The sequence below is a fragment of the Rhizobium sp. NFR03 genome (assembly GCF_900111275.1).
Taxonomy (GTDB): Bacteria; Pseudomonadota; Alphaproteobacteria; order Rhizobiales; family Rhizobiaceae; genus Ferranicluibacter.
Genome location: NZ_FOGR01000011.1, coordinates 1 through 24,082, shown reverse-complemented (window position 1 = coordinate 24,082; position 24,082 = coordinate 1). Strand labels below are relative to the sequence as shown.

General features: G+C 62.6%; 21 protein-coding genes and 1 pseudogene. 6 read left to right on the top strand and 16 right to left on the bottom strand.

All coding sequences use genetic code 11. The features are described from left to right. Positions 1 to 24: 24 nt before the first annotated feature. Positions 25 to 213: a hypothetical protein gene (locus BSG19_RS25845; protein ID WP_139274811.1), complete on the bottom strand. Its 189-nt coding sequence runs from the start codon at positions 211 to 213 to the stop codon at positions 25 to 27. Here BSG19_RS25845 and BSG19_RS22635 point away from each other — a divergent pair. Continuing rightward, positions 197 to 670 (top strand): DUF4142 domain-containing protein, encoded by a 474-nt coding sequence (locus BSG19_RS22635; protein WP_170866082.1) that lies wholly within the window; start codon positions 197 to 199, stop codon positions 668 to 670. The two genes, BSG19_RS25845 and BSG19_RS22635, sit on opposite strands and share 17 nt — an antisense overlap. A gap of 154 nt (positions 671 to 824) precedes the next feature. Here BSG19_RS22635 and BSG19_RS22630 read toward each other — a convergent pair whose 3' ends face one another. From BSG19_RS22630 to BSG19_RS22610, 5 genes are all read right to left on the bottom strand, one after another. Beyond that, positions 825 to 1,607, bottom strand: a complete 783-nt coding sequence (locus tag BSG19_RS22630) for an SDR family oxidoreductase (RefSeq protein WP_092990279.1) — start codon at positions 1,605 to 1,607, stop codon at positions 825 to 827. 182 nt (positions 1,608 to 1,789) lie between these two features. Continuing rightward, positions 1,790 to 2,578 (bottom strand): SDR family oxidoreductase, encoded by a 789-nt coding sequence (locus BSG19_RS22625; protein ID WP_092990278.1) that lies wholly within the window; start codon positions 2,576 to 2,578, stop codon positions 1,790 to 1,792. Between the two features lie 22 nt (positions 2,579 to 2,600). Then, positions 2,601 to 4,079 carry a sugar ABC transporter ATP-binding protein gene (locus BSG19_RS22620; RefSeq protein WP_092990277.1) on the bottom strand — a complete coding sequence of 493 codons (1,479 nt, stop codon included), beginning with the start codon at positions 4,077 to 4,079 and terminating at the stop codon, positions 2,601 to 2,603. 30 nt (positions 4,080 to 4,109) lie between these two features. Then, complete coding sequence (locus tag BSG19_RS22615) at positions 4,110 to 5,039, bottom strand: sugar ABC transporter substrate-binding protein (RefSeq protein ID WP_092990276.1); 930 nt, start codon at positions 5,037 to 5,039, stop codon at positions 4,110 to 4,112. Positions 5,040 to 5,152: 113 nt separating this feature from the next. Beyond that, positions 5,153 to 6,133 carry an ABC transporter permease gene (locus tag BSG19_RS22610; RefSeq protein WP_092990275.1) on the bottom strand — a complete coding sequence of 327 codons (981 nt, stop codon included), beginning with the start codon at positions 6,131 to 6,133 and terminating at the stop codon, positions 5,153 to 5,155. Positions 6,134 to 6,344: 211 nt separating this feature from the next. On the opposite strand from BSG19_RS22610, the gene BSG19_RS22605 reads away from it, so the two are divergent. From BSG19_RS22605 to BSG19_RS22590, 4 genes are all read left to right on the top strand, one after another. Further along, positions 6,345 to 7,154: a transketolase gene (locus BSG19_RS22605; protein WP_092990274.1), complete on the top strand. Its 810-nt coding sequence runs from the start codon at positions 6,345 to 6,347 to the stop codon at positions 7,152 to 7,154. Then, positions 7,154 to 8,110 (top strand): transketolase family protein, encoded by a 957-nt coding sequence (locus tag BSG19_RS22600; RefSeq protein WP_092990273.1) that lies wholly within the window; start codon positions 7,154 to 7,156, stop codon positions 8,108 to 8,110. The genes BSG19_RS22605 and BSG19_RS22600 overlap by 1 nt, the downstream gene beginning before the upstream one ends. Before the next feature lie 72 nt (positions 8,111 to 8,182). After that, positions 8,183 to 9,649 (top strand): FGGY family carbohydrate kinase, encoded by a 1,467-nt coding sequence (locus BSG19_RS22595; RefSeq protein ID WP_092990272.1) that lies wholly within the window; start codon positions 8,183 to 8,185, stop codon positions 9,647 to 9,649. A gap of 21 nt (positions 9,650 to 9,670) precedes the next feature. Further along, a complete protein-coding gene (locus BSG19_RS22590) occupies positions 9,671 to 10,624 on the top strand; it encodes a sugar-binding transcriptional regulator (protein WP_092990271.1) in 954 nt (317 codons plus the stop codon). A 165-nt stretch (positions 10,625 to 10,789) separates the two neighbouring features. Here the strand turns inward: BSG19_RS22590 and ugpC are convergent, their stop codons facing one another. The 9 genes from ugpC to BSG19_RS22545 form a co-directional block, all read right to left on the bottom strand. Continuing rightward, the gene (gene ugpC, locus BSG19_RS22585; RefSeq protein ID WP_092990270.1) at positions 10,790 to 11,872 is read right to left on the bottom strand and encodes an ABC transporter ATP-binding protein; all 1,083 of its coding nucleotides are present in this window, start codon (positions 11,870 to 11,872) and stop codon (positions 10,790 to 10,792) included. A gap of 8 nt (positions 11,873 to 11,880) precedes the next feature. Then, positions 11,881 to 14,127 (bottom strand): glycoside hydrolase family 2 protein, encoded by a 2,247-nt coding sequence (locus tag BSG19_RS22580; RefSeq protein WP_092990269.1) that lies wholly within the window; start codon positions 14,125 to 14,127, stop codon positions 11,881 to 11,883. A gap of 10 nt (positions 14,128 to 14,137) precedes the next feature. Beyond that, positions 14,138 to 14,971: a carbohydrate ABC transporter permease gene (locus BSG19_RS22575; RefSeq protein WP_092990268.1), complete on the bottom strand. Its 834-nt coding sequence runs from the start codon at positions 14,969 to 14,971 to the stop codon at positions 14,138 to 14,140. After that, positions 14,968 to 15,879, bottom strand: a complete 912-nt coding sequence (locus BSG19_RS22570; protein WP_092990267.1) for a carbohydrate ABC transporter permease — start codon at positions 15,877 to 15,879, stop codon at positions 14,968 to 14,970. The genes BSG19_RS22575 and BSG19_RS22570 overlap by 4 nt, the downstream gene beginning before the upstream one ends. Positions 15,880 to 16,021: 142 nt before the next feature. Then, positions 16,022 to 17,290 (bottom strand): ABC transporter substrate-binding protein, encoded by a 1,269-nt coding sequence (locus tag BSG19_RS22565; protein ID WP_092990266.1) that lies wholly within the window; start codon positions 17,288 to 17,290, stop codon positions 16,022 to 16,024. Between the two features lie 102 nt (positions 17,291 to 17,392). Further along, complete coding sequence (locus BSG19_RS22560) at positions 17,393 to 18,523, bottom strand: LacI family DNA-binding transcriptional regulator (RefSeq protein ID WP_092990265.1); 1,131 nt, start codon at positions 18,521 to 18,523, stop codon at positions 17,393 to 17,395. A 169-nt stretch (positions 18,524 to 18,692) separates the two neighbouring features. Beyond that, positions 18,693 to 19,175, bottom strand: a complete 483-nt coding sequence (gene greA / locus BSG19_RS22555; RefSeq protein WP_092990264.1) for a transcription elongation factor GreA — start codon at positions 19,173 to 19,175, stop codon at positions 18,693 to 18,695. Positions 19,176 to 19,202: 27 nt separating this feature from the next. Beyond that, complete coding sequence (locus BSG19_RS22550; RefSeq protein WP_092990263.1) at positions 19,203 to 20,150, bottom strand: MYG1 family protein; 948 nt, start codon at positions 20,148 to 20,150, stop codon at positions 19,203 to 19,205. Between the two features lie 97 nt (positions 20,151 to 20,247). After that, a complete protein-coding gene (locus BSG19_RS22545) occupies positions 20,248 to 20,643 on the bottom strand; it encodes a winged helix-turn-helix transcriptional regulator (protein WP_092990262.1) in 396 nt (131 codons plus the stop codon). A gap of 121 nt (positions 20,644 to 20,764) precedes the next feature. Between BSG19_RS22545 and BSG19_RS22540 the strand changes: the two genes are divergently transcribed. Further along, positions 20,765 to 21,778, top strand: coding sequence for a zinc-binding alcohol dehydrogenase family protein (locus BSG19_RS22540; protein ID WP_092990261.1), 1,014 nt, complete (start codon positions 20,765 to 20,767; stop codon positions 21,776 to 21,778). A gap of 483 nt (positions 21,779 to 22,261) precedes the next feature. Here the strand turns inward: BSG19_RS22540 and BSG19_RS26205 are convergent. After that, positions 22,262 to 24,082, bottom strand: a pseudogene (locus BSG19_RS26205) (hypothetical protein); the annotation flags it as partial.

Below are 24,082 nucleotides of genomic sequence, written 5' to 3'. Positions count from 1 at the left end.
TCCCCCTTCTTCACCCTTCAGTTATCACGAGGCGAGCATCCGCGCCTCTCGCGCTGCGCGTATGAAGGCGCTTCTCGCCGCTTCGCGTGCATCCAGATAGATCAGGGCCTGGCGCGGCCCCCTGACCGGATCGGCAATGCCGTAGCCGCCCTTCACCCAGGCCGGCTCGTGCCAGCGTATGTCGAAGGACGCCTCGATGACCTCGTTCTCCATGATCCTGTCTTCCATTCTCCGCGCCCGAACCGCACTCGGCAAGGCCGGTTCCCCATGGGTACGATGCCGGACGCTGCTCAAGGCGCTGGAGTGTTTCGCGGGAGGTGCCGAAAACGTACGGGAGCGTACGTGCAGGAACAATGCGCCGGGTCCACGGTTCGTCGGGCATCGAGAGGACACCTCGACGACCGTTTCCACGCCGCTCTCCGTCAGCGTCCGCAGGGCCGCCATTCGCGTCCGGCAGGGCGGAGACTACTCGACCGCCACCAGCCAGCTGGCAGCTTCGCGTGCGCGCAATCGCATGGTCCGCACCTTCGCGCAGCTCGAAATCGAAGAACAAGCCGCCGTTGCCAAGGGTTTCGGAGCGCGTCCGGGTCAGGCCGGCATCGACCCACGCCATCAGGCGATGCTGGCAGACCTCGAGGCCGCCCGCGGCGCCGACTTCGACCAGATGTAAACTGAGGGCCAAAGGCCCTCACTCCTTCCTCGCGCCGCGAGGGTCGGCGGCGGGAGGTGAGCCGTGTAACAGCGTCTCGACGTTTGCGAGTACCCCTGCATCTGCCGTCGATAATCTGACGGACCTACGGAAACTTTCCAAGCTGCTCCGCGAGCTAGGACATGATGAGACCGCCGTCGACATTGATCGTCTGCCCTGTGATGTAGGCAGCGTCGTCGCTGGCAAGGAAAGTCACGAGACCGGCAACGTCTTCACCGGAGCCGGCGCGCTTCATGGGAATGCCCTCGACCCACTCCTTCATCAGTTCGCCGGGTGCGTAGGTGCCGAGCAGTTTGCCCCAGGCCTCGTCATTATAGGCCCACATATCGGTCTCGATGATGCCGGGGCAGAAGGCGTTGACGGTGATGCCGTCGGTCGCAACCTCCTTGGCAAGGCTCTGGGTGATGCCGACGACACCCATCTTCGAAGCCGCATAGTGGGGGGTGTAGATAAAGCCGTCGCGTGCCTGCCCGGAGGCCGTGTTGATGATGCGGCCGCCGCGTCCGTGCCGGCGCATGCGGGCGATGGCTTCCTGGGCGCAGAGGAACACACCCTTGGTGTTCACCGCCATCACCTTGTCCCAGTCATCCTCCGGCAGGTCCTCGACACGCGCGATGGTGATGACGCCGGCATTCTGTATGGACACGTCGACCGAACCGAACACTGCTTCGGCCGCATCGTAAAGGGCGATAACGCTTGCCTTGCTGGTGACGTCGCCGACGAAGGAGATCGCCTTGCCGCCGGCCTTGGCGATCTCCTCGGCGACGCCGTGAACGCGGTCTTCATTCGCCGAAACAACGAGGCTGGCGCCCTCGCGGGCGAAGCGGGCGGCAATTGCCGCACCGATGCCACGGCTGGCGCCGGTTATGACCACCGTCTTGTTGTCGAAACGCTTCATAGGATCCTCCTCCTTCGGTGCGCGCGATTGGTGCGCGCGTTTCTCCTCCCCCGTCAGTCCGCAGGCCGCTCGTCAAAGGCAGCGGATCGTGCGGCAACGTCGTTTGACGCACGATCCGCCTGCGGTCTCTTCAGGGAGGTGCCGAGACCGCAGTTGTTATCGCCTGGCCTGTCGCGCTGCGACTACCAGCAGCAGAAGCCGCCATCGACGAGCAGATCGACGCCCGTGACGAAACTTGCCGCGTCCGACAGGAGAAAGACGGCGGGCCCGACCATTTCATCCACCTTGGCCATGCGCTGCATCGGCGTCTGCTCTTCGAACAGCTTCGTCTGGTGCACCATTTCCGGCCGCGTGTTCATTGGGGTCGCGGTGTAGCCCGGCGAGATCGTATTGACGCGGATGCCGCGATCGACCCACTCCATGGCCATGGACTTCGACATGTGAATGACGCCGGCCTTCGACGCATTGTAGTGTGCCTGGCTGAGGCCGCGATTGACGATGACGCCGGACATCGAGGCGATGTTGACGATGGCGCCGCGGCCGTGCTTCAGCATCGCGCGCGCTTCTGCCTGAGAGGAGAGAAAGACGCCCTTCAGGTTGATGTCCATCAGGGTCTGGTACTGGTCCTCGTCCATGTCCTCGGCCGGGTTCGCATTGGCGATTCCGGCCGCATTCACGGCCAGCGACAGGTTGCCGAGCTCGGCTTCCGTACGGGCCACGGCGTCGGCGAGCGAGGTCTTGCTGGTGACGTCGGCGGCGATTTCAATCGAGCGGCGACCTGCCGCCTTGATGTGATGCGCCGTCATGGCGAGGCCGTCGTCCGTGCGCCGGTCGAGCAGCGCGACATCCGCGCCGCACTGGGCAAGGCCGATGGCGATGCGCTGGCCGATGCCGCTTCCCGCACCCGTGACGAGGGCGACTTGGCCGGTGAGATCGAACAGCTTGGGGGCGTTCAGAGTGATGTCGGACACCGCTCTTCCTTTCTATGGTTCATCAGATCGTTGCGAGTTCCATGACGGAGACGTCATTGGCCTGTTCGCGGTTGAGAATGCCGGCCTGGTTGCCCTGGGCGAGAACGAGAATGCGGTTGGAGACGCCGAGCACCTCCTCGAGGTCCGAGCTGACCACAATGACCGCGACGCCCTGGCGGGCGAGGTTGACGATGATGTCGTAGATGCCGGCGCGCGCGCCCACATCGATGCCGCGTGTCGGCTCGTCGAGAACCACCACCTTGGGGTCGCGCATCAGCCATTTGGCAATGACGATCTTCTGCTGGTTGCCGCCCGACAGATCGGACGCATGCTGCTCGGCGCGACCTTTGACGTTGAATTTCGCGATGGCCTTCTCGGCGAAAGCCTTCTTCACACCCGCAGTGATCCACCGGCCGCCGAGCTTGTCGAGATTGGCGTAGATCAGGTTTTCGCTGATCTTGTGAGCAACGACCAGACCCTGATCCTTGCGATCCTCCGGCACGAGGACGATGCCTTTGGCGATCGCATCGGCCGGGTCGCGCAGCTTGAGCACTTGCCCGTCGAGCCGGATCGTGCCGGCCCTGACGGGATCGGCACCGGCAATTGCCCGGACGAGCTCCGTTCGGCCGGCACCGACAAGGCCGGCGATGCCGAGAATTTCCCCGGCGCGCACCTCGAAGCTGACATCGCGGAAGGCGTTGACGGCCGAGGTGAGGTTCGACACCTGCAGCACGGGACGATCCGTCGGCGTCGGCACGGGCGGGAACAGGCGGTCGAGCGAGCGTCCGACCATGCTTTCCACCACCGTGCGAACCGGCGTCGCACTGTCGGCAAATTCCTGCACCCGCTCGCCGTCGCGCAGGACGACGATGCGGTCGGTGATCTTCTTGATCTCTTCCATGCGGTGGGAAATGTAGATGATGCCGACGCCCTCGGCGCGCAGCTTGCGGACCTGCTCGAACAGCGCCTCTGTTTCGGCACCGCCGAGAGCTGCCGTCGGCTCGTCGAGAATGAGAAGCTTCGCATCCAGCGCAAGCGCCTTGGCAATCTCGATCAGCTGCTGGTTGGCGGTGGAAAGTCCGGCCACTTTGCGGGTGGCCGGGATATGCAGGTTGAGGCGCGAAAGCTGCTCCTGCGCGCGGCGCTCCATCTGCGCCCGATCGACGACGCCATTGCGGGTCGGCCAGCGCCCGATGAAGACGTTTTCCGCGATGGAGAGCTGCGGCAGGAGTTTGAGCTCCTGGTGGATGAGGACGACGCCCTTGTCGATCGCCTCGCGTGGCGTGGCCGGGGCATAAGGCTGCCCCAGCCACGTCATCGTTCCCTCGGACGGCGCCCGCGATCCGGCGATAATGCCCGACAGCGTCGATTTTCCGGCTCCGTTCTCGCCGAGAAGTGCCACGACTTCCCCCGGATGAACGTCCAGGCTCACGGATTTGAGAACCTGGAGCGGTCCGTAGCTCTTTGAGATGCCTCTCAGTGACAGAACCGGCTGGGTCATGGCGCGCTTACTCCTACCGTCTCGACATCATCAGGGATGGTTGGCGATGAACTCGGCGACGTTTTCCTTGGTGGTCAGCGTCGCGTCGAGCAGCTGTACCGGCGGCACTTTCTCGCCGGCAACGAGCTTCACGGCGTTCTCGACGGCGTCGCGGCCCATCTTCTGGGTCTGCTGCGTCGCCGTAACGTTGAAGACGCCCTTGCCGAGCGCTTCGAGCGCTGCCGTGTCACCGTCGAAACCGCCGACCACGACCTTCTGCGAGGGGTTGGCGACCTTGATCGCCTGCGCCGCGCCAAGGGCAAGGCCGTCTGCCTGCGCAAAGACGATCGAAACGTTCGGATTGGCCTGAAGCATATTCTGCATGATCTGGAAGCCCTCGTCCTGGGCCCACATGTTGGAATACTGCTCTGCAACGATCTTGACGTCCGGGTAGGCCTTCAGCGCTTCCGCGCAGCCCTTGGAACGATCGACTTCCGGCGTGGTGCCCTTCTGGCCATGAATGATGACCATGTCGCCCTTGCCGCCGGCTTCCTTCAGGATGTACTCGCAGACACCCTTGGCTGAAGAAACGGAGTCCGTCGCGAGGAAAGTGTCGCCCGGCGCGCCGTCGGCATTGCGGTCGACGTTGATGACCGGCACGCCTGCAGCCTTGGCGAGCTTGACGGGAACCGTCGCGGCAGCCGCACCGGCGGGAATGTAGATCAGCGCATCTATGTTCTGCGTCAGAAGGTCCTGGATCTGGTTGATCTGGGTCGGGCCATCGCCCTTGGCATCGACGGTCACGACCTCGATGCCGCGCTTCTTGGCTTCGGCTTCGACGGACTGCTTGATCTGGTTGAAGAAGTTCGCCTGCAGGTTGGCGACGGCAAGGCCGATTTTCTTGACTTCGGCGGCATGAGCGGAGCCGAGCGTCAGGCCCAGAATGGCCGCCGATGTCAGAAGGGTGCGTGCGAATGTCATGGGTCGTTCCTCCGTTTTGATTGAACCCGGGGTATCCTCCACCCCTGGGGCATATGCTCCGCTCCAAACCTCTCGGAGGGGAATTTCTGTCGCCTTCTCCCCGCCCGAGCAGATCAGGCGCGTCGCCGGCGCATGGTTTCGGCACCCACCGCAAGCACGATGACGACGCCGATGATGACCTGTTGCAGGAAGGGCGAGACGTTGAGCAGGTTGAGACCGTTGCGCAGGACGCCGATGATGAGGACGCCGATCAGCGTGCCGCCGATGCCCCCTGCGCCGCCCGAAAGGGATGTGCCGCCGATGACGACCGCGGCGATCGTATCAAGTTCGTAACCGAAGCCGCTGGAGGGCTGGACCGAGTCGAGGCGGGCGGCGAGAACGATGCCGGCAAGCCCAGCAAGGACGGCGCTGACGACATAGACCGCGATTGTGACCAGCTGCACGTTGATGCCGGCGAGACGAGCGACTTCCGGATTGCCACCCACGGCATAGAGCATACGGCCTTCCGCCCGGTAGTGCAGGAACAGCCAGGCGATCAGCACCACGAAGAGCATAAGGAACACGGTGGCCGTGAGAACGCCGAAATGACGGTCGATCGCGAGCATCATGAACCAGTCGGGAAAGCCGACGATCTGCTGACCATCGGTGATCATGTTGGCGACACCACGGGCGGCCGACATCATCGCGAGTGTGGCGATGAACGCGGGGACCCGAAAGACGGTGACCAGAAGCCCGACGATGAGCCCGCTGACGGCAGAGGCGACCAGGGCAACGGCGATGGCAAGGCTCAAGGGAAGGCCCGCGATGTTGGCCATCCAGCCCATGACCATCATGGACAGCGCCAGAACCGAGCCGACCGAGAGATCGATGCCGCCGATGAGGATGACGAAGGTCATGCCGACGGCCATGATGCCGATGACGGTGATCTGGTCGAGGATATTCAGGCCGTTGCGCAGCGAGAAGAAGGCGTCCGTGCTGAAGCCGAGGAAGATGCAGAGCGCGAGAAGCCCGACGAGAGGTCCTGTCGCACCGCTGAGTTTCTTCCGCCACGTGCCGGACGGCCGGGCCTGTCCGTTGATGTCGAGCGCCACCATCATTCCTCCTCGCGAGTGCTGCCGGCCAAAACCTGCAACCAAATAGAATAAATATTCACTCCTGCCGGAAAATTCACTACCAAGGCTTGGCGACAGTGTCAACTGGATATGTCGCTGCGCTGCAGCATGGAAGTGCACGCTGCAGGGGTTGACTAATCGACTATCTATGCAAGAATATTGCCACATGCATATTTATTCACGTGAGGATGTGATGGAGATAAAAGATCTCGAGCGCGTCGCGCGCCAAATCCGGCTGCGGGACCTTCAAGCGGTATATGAGGCGGGCGCAGGCCATATCGGCGGTGAAATGTCAGTGATCGACATTCTCACCGCGCTTTATTTCCGTGTCCTGAAGATCTGGCCGGATCAACCGAAGCATCCAGACCGTGATCGCTTCGTCCTGTCGAAGGGGCACACAGCCTGTGCGCTTTATGTAACGCTTGCCAAGCGCGGCTTTATCCCCGAGGAGGAGGTCTCGACCTTCCTCAAGCCATACTCCCGCCTGAACGGCCATCCGAACTGCAACAAGGTTCCCGGCGTCGAGACCAATACGGGTCCGCTCGGCCACGGCTTGCCTGTTGCGGTCGGCATGGCGAAGGCCGCAAAGCTGTCCGGTGTATCTTACCACACCTATGTCGTCACCGGTGACGGCGAGATGCAGGAAGGCTCGAACTGGGAAGCCATCATGGCCGGCGCGCATTTCGGGCTCGAGAATCTGACGCTCCTCATCGATCATAACCGCTTCCAGCAGGGCGCCTCGATCGCCGATACGAACGGTCTTGCGCCCCTTCGCCCGAAGGTCGAAGCTTTCGGCTGGGAGGTTACCGAGATCAACGGCAACGCGATGAGCGAGGTGGTGGCCGCGCTCGAACATCGCGGCACGCGTCCCCATTGCATCGTTGCGCACACCAACAAGGGTCACGGCATCTCGTTCATGCAGGACACCGTCGATTGGCACCACAAGGTTCCCAACAAGGAACAGTACGAGATCGCCGTAAAAGAACTGTCGGAGGCCCTCTAATGAACGCGCACGTCCCATCCCAGAAGCTTCACGACTGCCGTGACGCCTTTGCAGCGACGCTGGAGCGTCTTGCAGCGGAAGACGAGACGATCGTGGTCGTCTGCAACGACTCCGTCGGCTCCTCCAAGCTCGGTGGCTTCAAGGCGAAATTCCCCGAGCGGCTGATCAATGTCGGCATCGCCGAGCAGAACATGATCGGTGTGGCCGCCGGCCTCGCCAATGGCGGGCGCATACCCTATGTCTGCGCGGCCGCACCCTTCCTGACGGGCCGTGCTCTTGAGCAGATCAAGGCCGACATCGCCTATTCCAACGCCAATGTGAAGCTCGTGGGCATTTCCTCCGGAATGGCCTATGGCGATCTGGGTCCGACGCACCATTCGATCGAGGATTTCGCCTGGACGCGTGTCCTTCCCAATCTTCCCGTTATCGCGCCGTGCGACCACATCGAGACGGCAGCAGCCGTTGCATGGGCCGCGCATTATCAGGGCCCCTGCTTCCTGCGTCTGTCGCGCGTCGGCGTTCCCGATCTCCTTCCCGAGGATCATCTCTTCGAGGTGGGTAAAGCCAATCTGCTGCGCGAGGGATCCGACGTCACGCTGATTGCGAACGGCACGCTGACGCACCGCATGGTCAAGGCCGCAGAGATACTGGCCTCCCGTGGCATCAACGCGCGCGTTCTCAACCTCGCGACCGTTCGTCCGATGGACGAAGACGCCATCATTGCCGCCGCTCGCGAAACCGGCGCGATCGTCACCGCCGAGGAGCACTCGACCTTCGGCGGGCTCGGCTCGGCCGTGGCGGAGGTCGTCGTCGACTTCGCGCCGGTCCCGATGAAGCGTCTCGGTGTGCCCGGTATCTTCGCGCCAACAGGCTCCGCCGAGTTTCTGCTGAACGAATTCGGCATGGCGCCGGAAGCCATCGCCGATGCGGCAGAAGCCGTGATCAAGCGGAAATAGGACCGGGTGAATGTCCAGCCGGGGCGCGTTTCATCGCCGCCCCGGCATTTTCTTGGGTTGAGGAGAGACGGAATGCAGGCAATACTGGCAATTGACCAGGGCACCACAAATTCGAAGGCGGTGCTCGTGTCCTTGAAAGGCGAGGTCCTCGCCCGTGGCTCCTCTCCTGTCGGCATCAGCTACCCGAAGCCCGGCTGGGTCGAGCAGGATCCGGCGCGCCTCTGGGCATCGGTCTGCGAAGCGATTGCAGCCTGCCTGAGCGAAGCACCGGCCGTGACCGTCGAAGCCCTTGCCATTTCCAACCAGCGCGAGTCCGTCACCGTCTGGGACGCAGAGACCGGCGAGCCGCTGGGGCCTGTGCTGAGCTGGCAGTGCCGGCGCACGGCGCCCGACTGCGAGCGGCTGACGCGGGAAGGCCATCTGGAACGCGTGCAGCAGATCACCGGGCTGCCGCTCGACCCTATGTTTCCGGGCGCCAAATTCCGTTGGCTGCTGGACCGCGTGCCAAAAGGCCGGCGCGTGCGGGCCGGCACCATCGACAGCTGGCTCATCCACTGCATGACCGGCGGACGCGAGCATGCCTGCGACGCATCCAACGCGGCGCGGAGCCAGCTTTTCGACCTGAATGCGCAGGTCTGGAGCACGGAACTCTGCGACATTTTCGGCGTCGATCCGGACGTCCTGCCGGAGGTGCGCGACAGCGCCGCCGATTTCGGTACGACATCCGGCGTGCCCGGCATCGCCGACGGCACGCCGATCCGCGCCGCCATCGGCGACAGTCATGCCGCCCTCTTTGGCCATGGCGCCTTTCAGCCCGGCGATGGCAAGGTCACCTTCGGAACCGGGTCGTCCATCATGACGACTCTTGCCGACTATATCCCGCCGCGCAACGGCATCACCACCACGGTCGCATGGCGGATCGGCGGCAAGCCGACATTCGCATTCGAAGGCAATATCCTCGTTTCCGCCGCGAGCCTTCCCTGGATGACCGGCATTCTCGGTCTGGCCGACGTCGCAGCGCTGATCGACCTCGCCGCCACCGCCGAACCGGGCGTTCCCGGCTTTGTGCCGGCCTTTGTGGGCCTCGGCGCTCCCTATTGGGATTCGAACGCTCGCGCTTTGTTCTCGCAGATCAATTTCAACACCAGCCGGGCGCAGATGGCTCGCGCCGTCACCGATTCCATCGCCTTCCAGGTGCATGATGTCGTCTCCGCCATGAAGGCGCAGAGCGGCGGCGTTATCGGCGCGCTTTATGTGGACGGTGGTCCGAGCCAGAACCGGTTCCTCATGCAATGCGTTGCCGACACGCTGCGCCACACGGTTATTCAATGCGAGGCTCCCGAAGTGTCAGCGCTCGGCGCTGCCTATCTCGCGGGCCTCTCGCTCGGCGTTTTTCCGGATCTTGGCGCCATTGCCGCCCTGCCTCGACAGACGACGCCCATTGCGCCGGTCGGCAATGACGGTGCGGAACGGCTCAAAACGTGGAATGATGCGCTCGCCCGCTCGACGCTGGAACCGGCAACCGCTAAGAGTGAATAAAAATTCACGACGGGAACGCCTATGGGACGCCTCAACGAACTCCGCCTGATCTCGCGGGTTGCTCAGATGTATCACATCGAGCGGCGTCGGCAGGCAGAGATCGCGGATCACCTGAGGCTTTCGCAGGCGACCGTCTCGCGCATGCTGAAGCGGGCGGAAACGGAAGGCATCGTGCGGACCAGCGTTATTCCTCCGGTGGGAACCTACGGCGATCTGGAGACGGCACTCCGCGAGAGATATCATGTGCCGGAAGCCGTCGTCGTCGAGTGCACGGAAGACCGCGATGGGGCCATTATGGCACGGATCGGGGAGGCAGCGGCCCATCTCCTCGAAATCACGCTCGCACCCGGCGAAACGATCGGTGTCTCCAGCTGGAGCCAGACCATCTTCAGGATGGTGGAAAATATCCATCCGCAGAAAAGCGCCCGCGCAAAGTTCGTCGTGCAAACGCTTGGCGGCATGGGTGATCCATCCGTTCAGACGCACGCAACCCAGCTGACGACGCGGCTTGCGGGCCTTACCGGTGCCGAGCCAAAGCTCCTGCCCGTTCAAGGCGTGACCTCCTCCCGCGAAGCCAAGCTTCTCATGATGGCGGACCCCTTTGTGCGCGAGACGGTCGACCTCTTTGGCAGTATCACTCTCGCCATCGTCGGCATCGGTGCCGTGGAACCATCGGAGCTCCTCGCGCGCTCCGGCAACATCTTTTCGGCCCGAGAACTCGCGGATCTCGCCGATGCCGGGGCTGTCGGCGATATCTCCCTGCGGTTTTTCGATAGCGACGGCAAGGCAGTGAAGACGCCCCTCGACGACCGCGTCATCGGCCTTCCGCTCGAAGACCTTGCCAAGGTGGATCGCGTCATCGCTCTGGCCGGTGGCGCAAAAAAGGTGACGGCGATTGCAGGCGCGCTGAAGGTCGGCGTTATCGACATTCTTGTCACCGACAAGTTCACAGCCCAGCGTTTGCTGGATATCTAGACGGTTATTGAAATAGCACCGTCGGTTGCTTCGGCTCCTCGATCAGATCGCGAAGACGCCCGCGGCATTGCTTTCTCGCAAACCCCGATTGCTGCGCTGCTCCCACGTGTCCGGGCGGCGAGCGCGGAGAAAATCAAGCGTTTCGGCATTCGATGTCTATTTTCATTATCGGATCCGCTTGCCGTCTTCCGCAAACAGCAGGGCTCGCGTCGGGTCGAAGCCTGCCTTCAGGACGTGGCCGGACGACAGGCTGCGGCCGTTGCGGGTGGTGACGACAATGGTTTCACCGCAGGTCGAGCGACCGTAAGCGAAGGTCTCGCCGCCCAGATGCTCGAACATATCGATGGTGATCGACAGGCTGTCTTCCCCCGTATCGGTGAAATGCTCGGGACGGATACCGAGGCGGATCGGCGTGCCGGCGGATGGCACGGCACCTTGCAGGGGCACCGCTATCTCCTTGTCGGCGAAGCCGTCGAGCGTGACGATAGCGGAAGCGCCGCTGGCGCCGGTGACCCGACCGGCGAACACATTCATGCGCGGCGAGCCGATGAAGCCGGCGACGAAGAGATTGGCGGGATCGTCATAGAGATCGAGCGGCGCACCGACCTGCTCAACAATGCCGGCGCGCAGCACGACGATCTTGTCGGCCAGCGTCATCGCTTCGACCTGATCGTGGGTGACATAGACGATGGTGGCGTTCAGCTCCTTGTGCAGGCGGGCGATCTCGACCCGCATGTGGACGCGAAGCTCCGCATCGAGGTTCGACAGCGGCTCGTCGAACAGGAACACGTCCGGCTCGCGCACGATCGCGCGACCGATGGCGACGCGCTGGCGCTGTCCGCCCGAGAGGGCCTTTGGCTTGCGGTCCATCAGCGGTCCGAGTTCGAGGATCTTTGCCGCAGCATCGACCCGCCGGGCGATCTCCGCCTTGTCCTGCCCCGCGAAACGGAGCGCGAAACCCATATTCTCACGCACCGTCATGTGCGGATAAAGCGCATAGGACTGGAAGACCATGGCGATCCCGCGCTTGGAGGGATCGACATCGTTCATCACCTGACCGCCGATCTCCAGCGTGCCGGACGTAATGTCCTCCAGCCCGGCGATCATGCGCAGCAGCGTGGACTTGCCGCAACCCGACGGTCCGACGAAGACGACGAACTCGCCCGCTTTGATGTCGAGATTGACGCCTTTGATGACGTCGAGTGCGCCGAATGTCTTGCGGATGTCCTTGAGGGTGACGTCAGCCATGCCGGCTCCTATGCGCTGACGGTGAAGGTGACGGTCTGGGCCGCGAACAGCCCGCACTCCGCCGTGAGCGTGATCGTGCCGGCGGCGTCGCCCGCTTCCAGCCAGAAGCCGGTCACCCCGCCCTTGAAGCTCTGGAGCGACGGCCCGATGATCCGGCCCGGCCCTTCTACCGCGAAGCGCACCGGCTCTTCATAGTACGGCAGGATATTGCCGCCCTGATCGAGCACGCGGACAATGACGCGAACGGCATCCTTTTCCCCGGCACGCAACGCCGTGTCATCGGGCGCAATCTCCAGTGTCGTCGGAAGCGGATCGGCCGGCAGGACGACGGTCTTGACCGCCTTGCCGCCGACATAGCCGGTGATGACGCCGTCCCGCCAGATGCGTCCCCAGGTGCCGAACTCGGACGGCGTGACATTGCGCATGTCGAGAATGACGGGGGGGTGCGGGAGGTGTGGATAGGTCTCGCGATCCGGCTCGATGCGCTTCGGCTCGAAGTCTCCGAACGTGATCTCGAGATAGTCGCAGTTCGTCAGAATGATCAGCGGCAGCACGCCGCCGATGTTACGCTCGCCGCGCGCCCAGTACGTCACCGGCTGCAGCACCACGCCGCCTTCCGGATCGCCCTGGGATGAATAGGCATAGGCTGCCAGCTTCGGCTCGCGGAACGTATCGAGCACGCCATGATAGCAGACGCGATCGCCGGAGCCGAAATCCTTGTGCGTGTTGTAGTCGAACATGCACCAGCCCGTCGAACCCGAGATGTCGTCCCGACCGGCAACCGCATCGAGGATGAGCAGGTGGCGCGTGACGTGCTCGGCCTGCCGCTGCTCCTGATCGAAGCGCTTGGTCGGGTACATGTGGCCATTATATTCGGTGATCATGTAGGGGATAGGCCTGGTGATCCCCGTCGTTTCCACCCGGTCGCGCAGCACCACGCGGCCGCGATTGTTGCCCGGCATCTCCTCCTGGCCGAGGATGAAGTCGTTCATGGTGTAGACGTCTTCCAGCAGCTCCGAATTGGTGATGAACCGCACGCCGCCGGTCTGGCGCGTGGTGTCGAGTTCGCGGGCCAGCCGGTTGGTCTCGGCGTAGAAATCGTGGTCGTCTTGGCTCTCGTTGATGCGAACGCCCCAGATGATGATCGACGGATGGTTCCAGTCCCGCTCGATCATGCGGCGAACGTTCTCGACGGACTCCTTCTTCCAGGCCTCGCCACCGATATGCTGCCAGCCGGGAATTTCCTCGAACACGAGAAGGCCAATATCGTCGCAGCGCTCGATGAAGCTCTTTGCCTGCGGATAGTGCGAGGTGCGCACGATGTTGCAGCGAAGGTCGAATTTCAGGATATCCGCATCTTTTTCCTGCGCCCGCCGCCCCATGGCATAGCCCGAATACGGCCAGGCCTGATGACGGTTGAGCCCGCGCAGCTTCAGCGGCTTGCCGTTGAGCAGAAACCCGTCCGGCGTAAACTCCGCGGTGCGGAAACCGAAGCGTGACGACAGGGCATCGGCCCCGGCGGCGGTCTCCAGCTCTGCCGTCAGCGTGTAGAGCACGGGATTGTCGATATCCCAGAGGGCAAGGCCTGTGAGCCCATCGATCGTGAGCGTCGTGCTTGCTCCCGCGACATCCGCCGTGGCCTTGCCGACCACAGTGCCCGCCTTGTCGGCGATAGAAACGCGGATCGTGCCGGCTAGCGGCTGGCTCCGTGGATTGGCAAGATCGACGCGAACCGTGACTTTGCTCGCCGAGAGGGCTTCGGGCGTTTCGATCTTCATATTGCGGATCGAGACCGGCCTTGTGACCTTCAGCCAGACATCGCGATAGATGCCGGCATAGCAGAGGTAGTCGATCATGCCGCCGAAAGGGGGAATTTCCGGGTTCTCGGAGCCATCGATCTTGACGGTGACGAGGTTGTCTCCCGGCTTCAGCCGGTCGGTCAGCCGCGCTTCGAAGGGTGTGTAGCCGTCGCGGTGGAAGGCGATCTTCTCACCGTTCAGATAGACCTCGCTATCGGCCATCGCGCCGTCGAAAACGAGGGACACTTCGCGGCCTTCGAAGCCCTCCTCCCACGCAACCACCTTCTGATAGGTGAATGCCTTCTGGTAGCTCGTCTCGTCGAAGTAGTTATACGGCAGCTCAACGGCGGTATGCGGCAGACGCACTGTCTCGCCGCTCAGAGGCTGACCGGCTCTGGCGGCGTCGAAGCCCTCGCTGAAGGTCCAGTTGCCGTTGAAGCTTTCATATCTGCGCATTGTCGATATCCTATTTCACAGAACCGAGCATGCCGGCCACGAACTGGCGCTGCATGACGAAGAAGACGAGAAGAGTTGGAAGCGTAGCGAGGATCGTGCCGATCATGACCACGCCGAAATCGGGATAGTAAGCCGAGGCCAGCGACGAGACGACGAGGGTGATCGTCTTCGTATCGTTCGACTGGAGAACGATCAGCGGCCACAGATAGTTGTTCCAGTTCATCATGAAGACGATGACGAAGGCAGCGGCATAGGTCGAGCGCATCACGGGAACGTAGATGTAGAGGAAGATCTGCCACTCCTTCAGCCCGTCCACCTTCGCCGCGTCCCGCAGTTCGGTCGGAAAGGCCTTCGTGGCCTGGCGGAAGTAGAAGATGATGAAAGCGGAGGCGACCGTCGGCAGCAGGATCGCGATATGCGTGTTGATGAGCCCGGCCTTGCCCATCATCATGAACAGCGGGATCATCAGTGCTGCAAACGGCACCATCAGCGTCAGCAGCACCAGCGAATAGAGACGGTCGCGCATCTTCGAGCGGAACATCTCGAAGCCGTATCCGGCGAGAGAAGATACGGCGATCGTCAGCAGCGTGGCGAGGATCGCCACCTTGGCCGAATTCCAGAAAACGAGGGGCACATCGACCTGCGCGAAGAAGTTCGCGACATTGTTGGAAAAAGCGCTGCCGAACGTGGCCTTGCCCTTGATGATGTCAATCGACGTGTTGGTGGAGGAAATCACCATCCAGATGAAGGGAAAGACGGAGACGAAGGCTGCGACCGACAGGGCGACATAGGTCGCAACACGCGGCACGGCACGGCCTGTCCTGGAAGCGGGAATGGCGGTCATGAGCGCTCCCTCGCGGCGTAGAATTGCAGGAAGGACAGAACCGCCACCATGAAGACGATCACGTAGGAGATCGTCGCGGCATAGCCGAAGCTCGGCATGTAGCGGAAAGTGAGATTGTAGATGTAGAGCGACAGGGTGATCGTCGCATCCGCCGGTCCGCCCTTGCCTTCGGTCAGGTTATAGACCTCGTCGAACAGCTGGATCGTACCGATGGTGGAAATGATGGTGGTGAACAGGATCACCGGCTTCAGCATGGGAACGGTCAGGTGCACGAAACGCGCCCAGGCCGGCACGCCGTCGATACGGGCGGCCTCGTAGATCGACCGGTCGATGTTCTGCAAGGCGGCAAGGTAGAAGATCATGTTGTAGCCGGTCCAACGCCAGGTAATGGCGAGGATGACGAGCACCTTCGCCCAGAAGGGCTCCGTCAACCAGCCGATAGGCGTGCCGATGATGCCGACCGCGAGAAGCGCCTGGTTGATGACGCCATCGAACGAAAACATGCTCTTGAACAGGACGGAATAGGCAACCAGCGACGCGACGCAGGGCAGGAAGATCGCCGTGCGGAAGACGCCCGCGAACCTCAGCCGGTCGGTGTTGAGCAGCGAGGCGAGCATCAGCGCGAGCACGATCATGATCGGTACCTGCACCACGAAGAAGATCGTCGTGTTCGTCAGCGCCTTCAGAAACACCGGATCGCCACTCAGCCGCGTGATGTTTCCGAAGCCCGCGAACTTCATCATCATGCCTCGGCCCGAGAAGAACGAGAGATAGAGCGAGCGAAAGATGGGATAGATGAGGAACAGGCTGATAAGGCCGATGGCAGGTGCGATGAAGAGCCAGCCGTTGACGTCGTAATATCGCTTCAGCCCGCTTGTTCGCGCGCCGCCTGTTTTCGCGTGAGCCATGGTTTGGACCTGGACCTTCTGGATGAAGAGTGTGCTGGAGGCCGCAGAGGGCGCCGGGCATTTGGCCTCCTGGCCTCAGGGATCAGGCGGTGCCGCGCCCGGAGGGAGGCGCGACACCGCGGCGCGGCTGGGAGGGGGCCGCTTACTGGATCTGACCTTCGGCCTGAGACTGGATTTCCTTCAACACCGTGGCGATGTCTGCACCCTGCGCGAGGGAGGGCAGATGCGCCGTCACGGCGGTGTCGACCTCATTGGTGAAAATGCCGTAATTGACCGGAGGCACCTTCGAGAGCCAATCCGAGAAATTCTGCCAGACCTTCTCGCCGCCGAAGAACGGGTCTGCCAGCATATAGGCATCGCCCGTGCGGGCCGCCATCAGCGAACCCACGGCGCCGCGTGTGGTCAGGATGTCCTGATAGAACGGGACATCTTTCGCATAGACCTCGTTCAGAAAGTCGATGGCTTCCTTTTTCTCGGGCGAAGATTCGACGACATACCAGCTCGATCCACCGAGGTTGGAAGCATGGGTCGCCCCTTCGATGCCGAGGCTTGGCAGCGGCGCCACACCCCATTTTCCAGATTGGTCGGCCTGAGCCTTCACCGTTCCGGTGATCCAGACGCCGCTCGTGACGGTCGCGACATCGCCGGACGTGAACGTGCCGACCCAGTCCGTCCAGCCAGCGGCTGGCTTATGGATGTTCGCCTTGAGGATTTTCTGCTGCGTCTCCAGCGCCGCCTTCAGCGCCGTGTTGTTTTCGATACTCAGATTACCCTCGGCATCGAAATACCATTGGCCAGCCGACTGCATCAGGATGCGGGTGAAACCCGCGTCCGTCATATCGAGCCCGAGCATCTTCTTGCCCGTCTTTTCCTCGACCACCTTGCCGATCTCGATAAAGCGATCCCAGGTGATGTCCTGCATGTCGGAGGGTTTGAAGCCGGCCTGCTCCAGATAATCCTTGCGGTAGTAGAGGCCCGTCACGCCGCTATCGAATGGCATGCCGTAAACCTGGTCGTCCACCGTCATCAGCTTCACTTTATAGGGGGCAAAACCGGAGTAATCGACCGTGTCGGACATGGACGCAAAGGCGCCGGGGAACGACTGAAGGTATTTCTGCGCACCGTAATCCTCGATCAGGACGATATCCGGAAGCGCATCCGTGGTGCCGGAGGTCAGCGCTGTCTGCAATTTCTGCTCGACATCGGCCTTGGCGAAATCAACGATGTTGAGCGTGGTTTCCGGGTGCTTCGCCGTATAGCGCGCGCCGGCTTCCTTCATGATCGCGACGTTGAAATTGGGGTCCCAGCACCAGACGGTGATCTCCCCGGCAAACGCCGCGGTAGCCGCAAAAAAACTCGTTCCCGCCAGAGCCACAGCCGCGAAGCTCTTGGACATACGCTGAAAATGCATGGTCTTCCTCCCTGAAGTCCAGATAGCTGAGACAGCTCCACCTCTCTTGAGAGGGAGTATTTCCTAAATTTTGCGCAAGGGCAACAGAAATTTAGTAAATATTTATCGCACTGCAAACTCACTTTGCTGCGCGTGCGATGACGAAGCCTCCGGGTGCCGGCAACTTCCCCGCCAGATCGTCTCGGTCGGGATCGTCACCATCTTGGCATAGCTGCGTCCGCCGAGGCGCTCCAGCAAAAGGTCGACCGCAGTCTCCCCGATATGCTCCCCGTGGATCTTCACGGTCGAGAGAGGCGGCGTAAGGAATTGCGCGACGGGGATGTCGTTGAAGGAGACGATCGCCACGTCGTCCGGAATCGACAGGCCGGCCTCCCGCGCGGCGCGGTAGGTGCCGATGGCCATATTGTCGTTCGCGGTCAGGATGATATCGGGCAGCGGGCGCCGGGCGAGGAGTTGCCGCGCGAGTTCGTAACCGGTTTCGAGACGCAGGTTCTGACCGGAATCACAGCTCTCGCCGAGGACCAGCAAGTCCGCATCGAACGTGTCGCGCGCCTTTTGCCAGTCTATGTAGGCCTTGCACCGCCGCTCGCCGAAGCGCTGGGTTTCGCCATTCAAATGCTCGTAGCTGCCAATGAAGGCAATCCGTTCATAGTTGAGTTCATGTAACGTATTCAGAATCTTGTGCGTGGCCGCGACGAGATCGCTGTGCACGCAGTCGAAGCGGTCGGACGACGGCACGAAATCGGCGAAGACGAGATGGCGACAATGTTCGTCAAGCCAGGCGATCTCATTGTCCGAATGCTTGCCGATGACGATGACGCCCGCGACATCAGCCAGAAGCGCCGCCTCCGGCAGGGTGTCGGAGTGGAAAACCTTGACGATCTCGGTCCGCAGGTCGCGACAGCGGTTCTCGATGCCAAGCCGCACGCCGACATAATAGGGGTCGGCCACCTCGTCCGACGGCTCGAGAAAATGGACGATGGCAAGGCGCGGAAGGATGCCGGGCTCTGCGCCGCCACGATGACCCACTCCGTTCTGTGCGGCCTCCCGCTCCAGCGCCTCGCTCTGGCGGGCGCGGTTGCGCGGCGTCGCGTAGTTCAGTGCTTCCGCCGTCTCGATGATCGCCTGCCGCTTGGCTGCCGAGATCGAGAGGGCGGGATCGTAGTTCAGGACGCGAGAGACCGTCGCGGAGGACACGCCGACAGCCTTTGCAATTTCCTTGATAGTAACCATGAGATGCTGAAGCTCGACGCTGAATGCCGGTGATAGGACGAGGCAATCTGCCCCATTGGCAGCCCGGTGTCAGTAAATATTTACTACCTGCAAGGACAAAGCGGACGTTTTTTACCGTATCCTCGCTGCGTCCTCGTATCCCAGTTCAAGGCGGGCTCATCAGGCATTTTCAGACAACCTTGACGATCTCCAGCTCGTGTCCGGCCACGGTCGCGACATCGCCCACAGCTTTGCCGATCAATGCGGCTGCCACAGGCGAGACGTGCGAAATCGTGCCGGCCTTCGGATCTGCCTCATCCTCGCCGACGATCCGGTACGTTTGAACGCGGCCATCATCGCGCGCGAACGTCACGGTGCTGCCAAAGGCGACGATCTCGGAAGACGTCGGCGCCGACATGACCTGCGCGGTGCGGATGCGGGCCTGGAGATAGCGCAGATCCCGCAGAGGCGTCGCCGCCTGCCGGCGCTTCTCGTTGACATCCTCGATCAGGTTCGCTGCCGTATAAGCGGCGCGGGCCTGCTCCAGCTGCGCCTCCAGTGACGCAAGCCCCTCTTGCGTCACGAGGTTCGGATGCGACGAGACGGGACGATCGGGAAGGAGCGTTTCCGATGCCGTCTCGAAGCTTTCTTCCTTGGTGAAGGCGACACTCATTCCGAACCTCTCTGCGCGGAGCCGCCGTCAGGCAACGACCGCGACGTCTGCCCGCTCGGCAAGAGCCTCGGCAACGGCAATCCCGGCGAGAGCGAGTGCGGCTTCACGCGTACGGGCCGCAGCGATGAAGCGTCCCTTGTGGCAGAAGCTTGCGCCGGCCACGCCGCTGGCCGCTTCAAGATCGGCATTCGTCAACCCGCCCCAGGCGGCCGGCAGATCGGCACGAAGCTCGAACCCCTCGTCTGCGCGGCGAATGCCTGTGACGCACCAGTCCTTGTCACGTGGATGCACGACGAAAAGGAGCTGATCGGCACCCGCCTTCACAACGGCGGATCGGAACGGCATGCCGAGCGGAAGCTCCAGGATGTGCCCCTGCCCTGCCGCTTCGATCGCGCTCATGACCAGCGCCTCCGCCCGCAGCTTGGCCGCGGCCTTCCCGATACTGGCTTCCACGAAGCTGCGCGCGATAGCGAGCGCTGTGTGAAAACTGCGGTTCTCGGCGTCAGGGTCGGTCTCGTCGAAGACAGGCTTCAGTGTTTCGAGAAGAGCCGGAAGCGTCAGCCCTGCGAGAACGCCGGCGGTCGAGGGGCTGAGCGCGCCATTATCGACCAGATCGACCGGCAGTACGAAATGACCATCGAAAGCGGCATGGATAGCCGCGACATGCGCCTCGGGAACGCCGTACGCACGGAGATAATCCTGCCCGAAATGTCGCCAGATCAGGCCGAACGAGCTGTAGGGCTGGCCATCGTCACGAACCGGCGCGCCGCGCTGGTGATGGTCGAAGATGCGCGCTTCCGCGTCATAGGCACCGCCGACATCATAGACGACCCTGTCCGCGCCGGCCGTGATCCACTCCGGCGCCCGGCTGCGGACGATCCGCGCGTCGGGATAAAGCCTTGTCAGAATGACGCTCGAGAGAAGTTCATCGGCATGGAAGCCACCGGAATGGGTGACGAGATAGGTAGGGGTCATGCCGGATGCCTTGTTCTATAGGGACGGTCGCGCCTGCGCGTTGGCACCAGATAGCCGTTACGCCCCCTGACCTCAACCGGTTTCGCAGCGCCCTGCCTCACGCCGCCGCGCTATCTGCGGGCGTTTCCTCATCGAGACCTGCGATCTTCGGCTTGCCATAGAGGCCAAGATTGGCGTCGCCCCACTGCTTCAGCGCCAGCATCACCGGTTCCATCGAACGGCCAAGTGGCGACAGGCTGTACTCCACCTTCGGCGGAACCTGCGCATAGACCTTGCGAGAGATCAGGCCGTCCTCCTCCAACTCCCGCAACTGGTTGGTCAGCATGCGCGGTGTGACGTTGGGAATGGTCTTGCGGATCTCGTTGAAGCGCAGCGTGCCCGAAAGGAGATGGTACAGGATGACGGATTTCCACTTGCCGTCGATCAAGCCGATCGCCGCCTCCACAGAACAGCCTGGGCTGCAATCGAACCGGGAATGCCGGACCTTGGCCATGACAGTATCCTTTTCGACACTATGTACGATCGTTGTGCGTATTCCATTTCGCTGAGCCTATGCGCATATCAGCCATGAAGCAACCGGAGATCCCGGTGGCAGTTGGATCAGGAGTTCGATCATGAAAGCAGTTGCCTACACGAAGGCTGGCACCATCGAGCGCGACGACGCGCTCGTCGACGTCGACATCGCAACGCCTTCGCCCGGCCCGCGCGATCTTCTGGTTGCCGTGGAGGCGATCTCTGTGAACCCCGTGGACACGAAGATCCGCAAAAACGTGTCGCCCGACGCGGGCGCACAGAAAGTGCTCGGTTGGGATGCCGTCGGCCGGGTCGTGGAGGTGGGCGAAGCCGTCACGGCATTCAGGTCCGGCGACGCTGTCTACTATGCCGGTTCGCTGCTGCGGCCGGGCGCAAACAGCGCATTTCATCTGGTCGATGAGCGGCTGGTGGCGAAGAAGCCCGCATCGATATCGAACGCCGAAGCGGCCGCTCTGCCGCTGACGGCCATCACGGCATGGGAGATGCTGTTCGATCGTCTCGATATCCGCAAGCCGGTCGCGGGTGCGGCAAACGCCATTCTCATCATCGGCGGAGCGGGCGGTGTCGGGTCGATCACGATCCAGCTCGTCCGCGCCCTGACGGACCTGACCGTCATCGCGACGGCATCCCGGCCGGAAACGCAGGAATGGGTCAGCGAACTCGGCGCGCATCACGTCATCGACCACAGCAAGCCCCTCGCCGAACAGATCGCTGCGCTTGGCATCGGCGCCCCGGCTTTCGTGTTCTCCACGACGGAAACGCACCGTCATCTCGGCGAGATCATCAGCCTGATCGCTCCGCAAGGACGCTTCGGCCTGATCGATGACCCGGAAAGCCTCGATATCACCGGCTTCAAGCGCAAGGCCGTGTCCATCCACTGGGAGCTGATGTTCACCCGATCGATCTTCGAAACACCCGACATGGACGAGCAGGGCAAGCTGCTGGCTGAAGTTGCAGCCCTGATCGACGCCGGCAAAATCCGTACGACGGTGACGGACGTGTTGCGACCGATCAATGCCGAAAACCTGAGACACGCTCATGCCGTTATCGAAAGTGGCAAAGCGCGCGGCAAGATTGTCCTCGAAGGCTTCTGATCAAAAGCCCCTGCCGAACTTCGGCAGGGGCTAAAGTTGTTCCGGGATGAGCAGCTCGCGCAATGACGCAAGGCGCTGATCTCTCACGAAAGATCGCGGATCCGGACCTTGAGGTCCGGCCACATACCGTCGTCCACATCGGCATCGCCGAAGAAGCGGCGTTCCTCGTGGAGAAACAGACCGGGTTTCCAGATCATCGCGCAGGCTCTCCAGCCGCAGGACGTGCCCTACTCCGGCCATAACAGTTCCTCCGACGGGATAGATCTTTCAGATTTGTCACGGCCGCGGCTCAGAATGCGACGGCGGGGATCTCGTCGTGATCGCGCTCGGCGCGCTGGCGCTGACTACGGTGTCGCCCGAACCCGGGCATGAAACGTCTGCTCCAAAAACGATATTGCCGGACGACGCATGTGCATCGGCCGGCAATATCTTGATCGTGAAGGCTTCACGGCCACCCGGAGCAAGCCCGAGTGGCCGTGTGTCTTATATTGCCTGGTAGGCTTGGACGATGGCGTTCATCTGCTCCGTATCGAGCGCGGCGACCTGGGTCGTCGTGAAGGCCCGTACCTGCGTGCTCGTCAGGTTGCCGATATCCGCCGTCGAGAGACCTGCCAGCGCCTTGAGGCTGATGGCGGCGATGTCGTTCGTCGAGAATGCCAGCAGATCCTGCGAGGACAGAGCAGCAATCGCTGCCGAGCCAAGCACGGCCACCTGGTTAGCGGTCAGGGCACCGATCTGATCAGATGACATGGCATCCAGCTGCGCTGTCGAGAGCGAAGCGACAGCAACCGTGCTCAGCGCTGCGACCTGATCGGTCGAGAGCGAAGCCAGACCCTCTGTGGACAGAGCGCCCACCTGTGCCGCCGTCAGGACCTTGACCTGCGCCGTCGTCAGGCCGTCGATCTGCGCCGTCGAAAGCGCCTTGATCTGGGCTGTGCCGAGGGCACTGGCCTGGGTGGTCGTGAGACCGCTCAGCTGCGTGGACGTCAGGGCCGCGATGTTCGCCGTCGAGAGGCTCGAGAGCACCTTGGCACTGAGTGCCGAGATCTCTGTCGAGGAGATCGCAGCCATGTCGGCGGTTTCAAGGCCGGCAGCCGCTGCCGACGACAGTGCCGCCAGCTGCTTGGTGTCGAGGGCGCCCAGCTGAACGCTGCTCAGAGCACCGATCTGCGCGGAGGACAGGGAGGCGATGACCGTCGTGCTCAGCGCTGCGACCTGATCGGTCGAGAGCGAAGCCAGACCATCCGTGGTGATCGCACCGACCTGTGCCACCGTCAGCACCTTGACCTGTGCCGTCGTCAGGCCATCGATCTGCGCCGTCGAAAGCGCCTTGATCTGGGCCGTCGAAAGGGCACTGGCCTGCGTCGATGTCAGACCGCTCAGCTGCGTGGACGTCAGGGCCGCAATGTTGGCTGTCGAGAGGTTCGACAGCACCTTGGCGCCGAGAGCGGAGATCTCCGTTGAGGAAATCGTCGCCATGTCGACGGTTTCGAGGCCTGCGACCGCTGCCGACGACAGTGCCGCCAGCTGCTTGGTGTCGAGGGCGCCCAGCTGAACGCTGCTCAGAGCACCGATCTGCGCGGAGGACAGCGAGGCAATGGCAGCTGTGCTCAGGACTGCGACCTGATCGGTCGAGAGCGAAGCCAGACCGTCCGTGGTGATCGCGCCGACCTGTGCCGCCGTCAGGACCTTGACCTGCGCCGTCGTCAGGCCGTCGATCTGCGCCGTCGAAAGCACCTTGATCTGGGCCGTCGAAAGGGCGTTGGCCTGCGTCGTCGTCAGACCGCTCAGCTGCGTGGATGTCAGAGCCGCGATGTTGGCTGTCGAGAGGCTCGACAGGACCCTGGCGCTGAGGGCCGCGATATCCGTCGAGGAGATCGTCGCCATGTCCGCCGTCTCAAGGCCTGCAACCGCGGTCGCCGACAGAGCCGCGAGCTGCTTGGTGTCGAGGGCGCCGAGTTGGACGCTGCTCAGGGCACCGATCTGCGCGGAGGACAGCGAGGCGATCGCGGATGTGCTCAGCGCTGCGACCTGATCGGTCGAGAGCGAAGCCAGACCATCCGTGGTAATCGCGCCGACCTGTGCCGCCGTCAGCACCTTGACCTGCGCCGTCGTCAGGCCGTCGATCTGCGCCGTCGAAAGCACCTTGAGCTGGGCTGTGCCGAGGGCACTGGCCTGCGTCGTCGTCAGACCGCTCAGCTGCGTGGATGTCAGGGCCGCGATGTTGGCTGTCGAGAGGCTCGACAGAACCTTGGCGCCGAGGGCCGAGATTTCCGTCGAGGAGATCGCAGCCATGTCCACCGT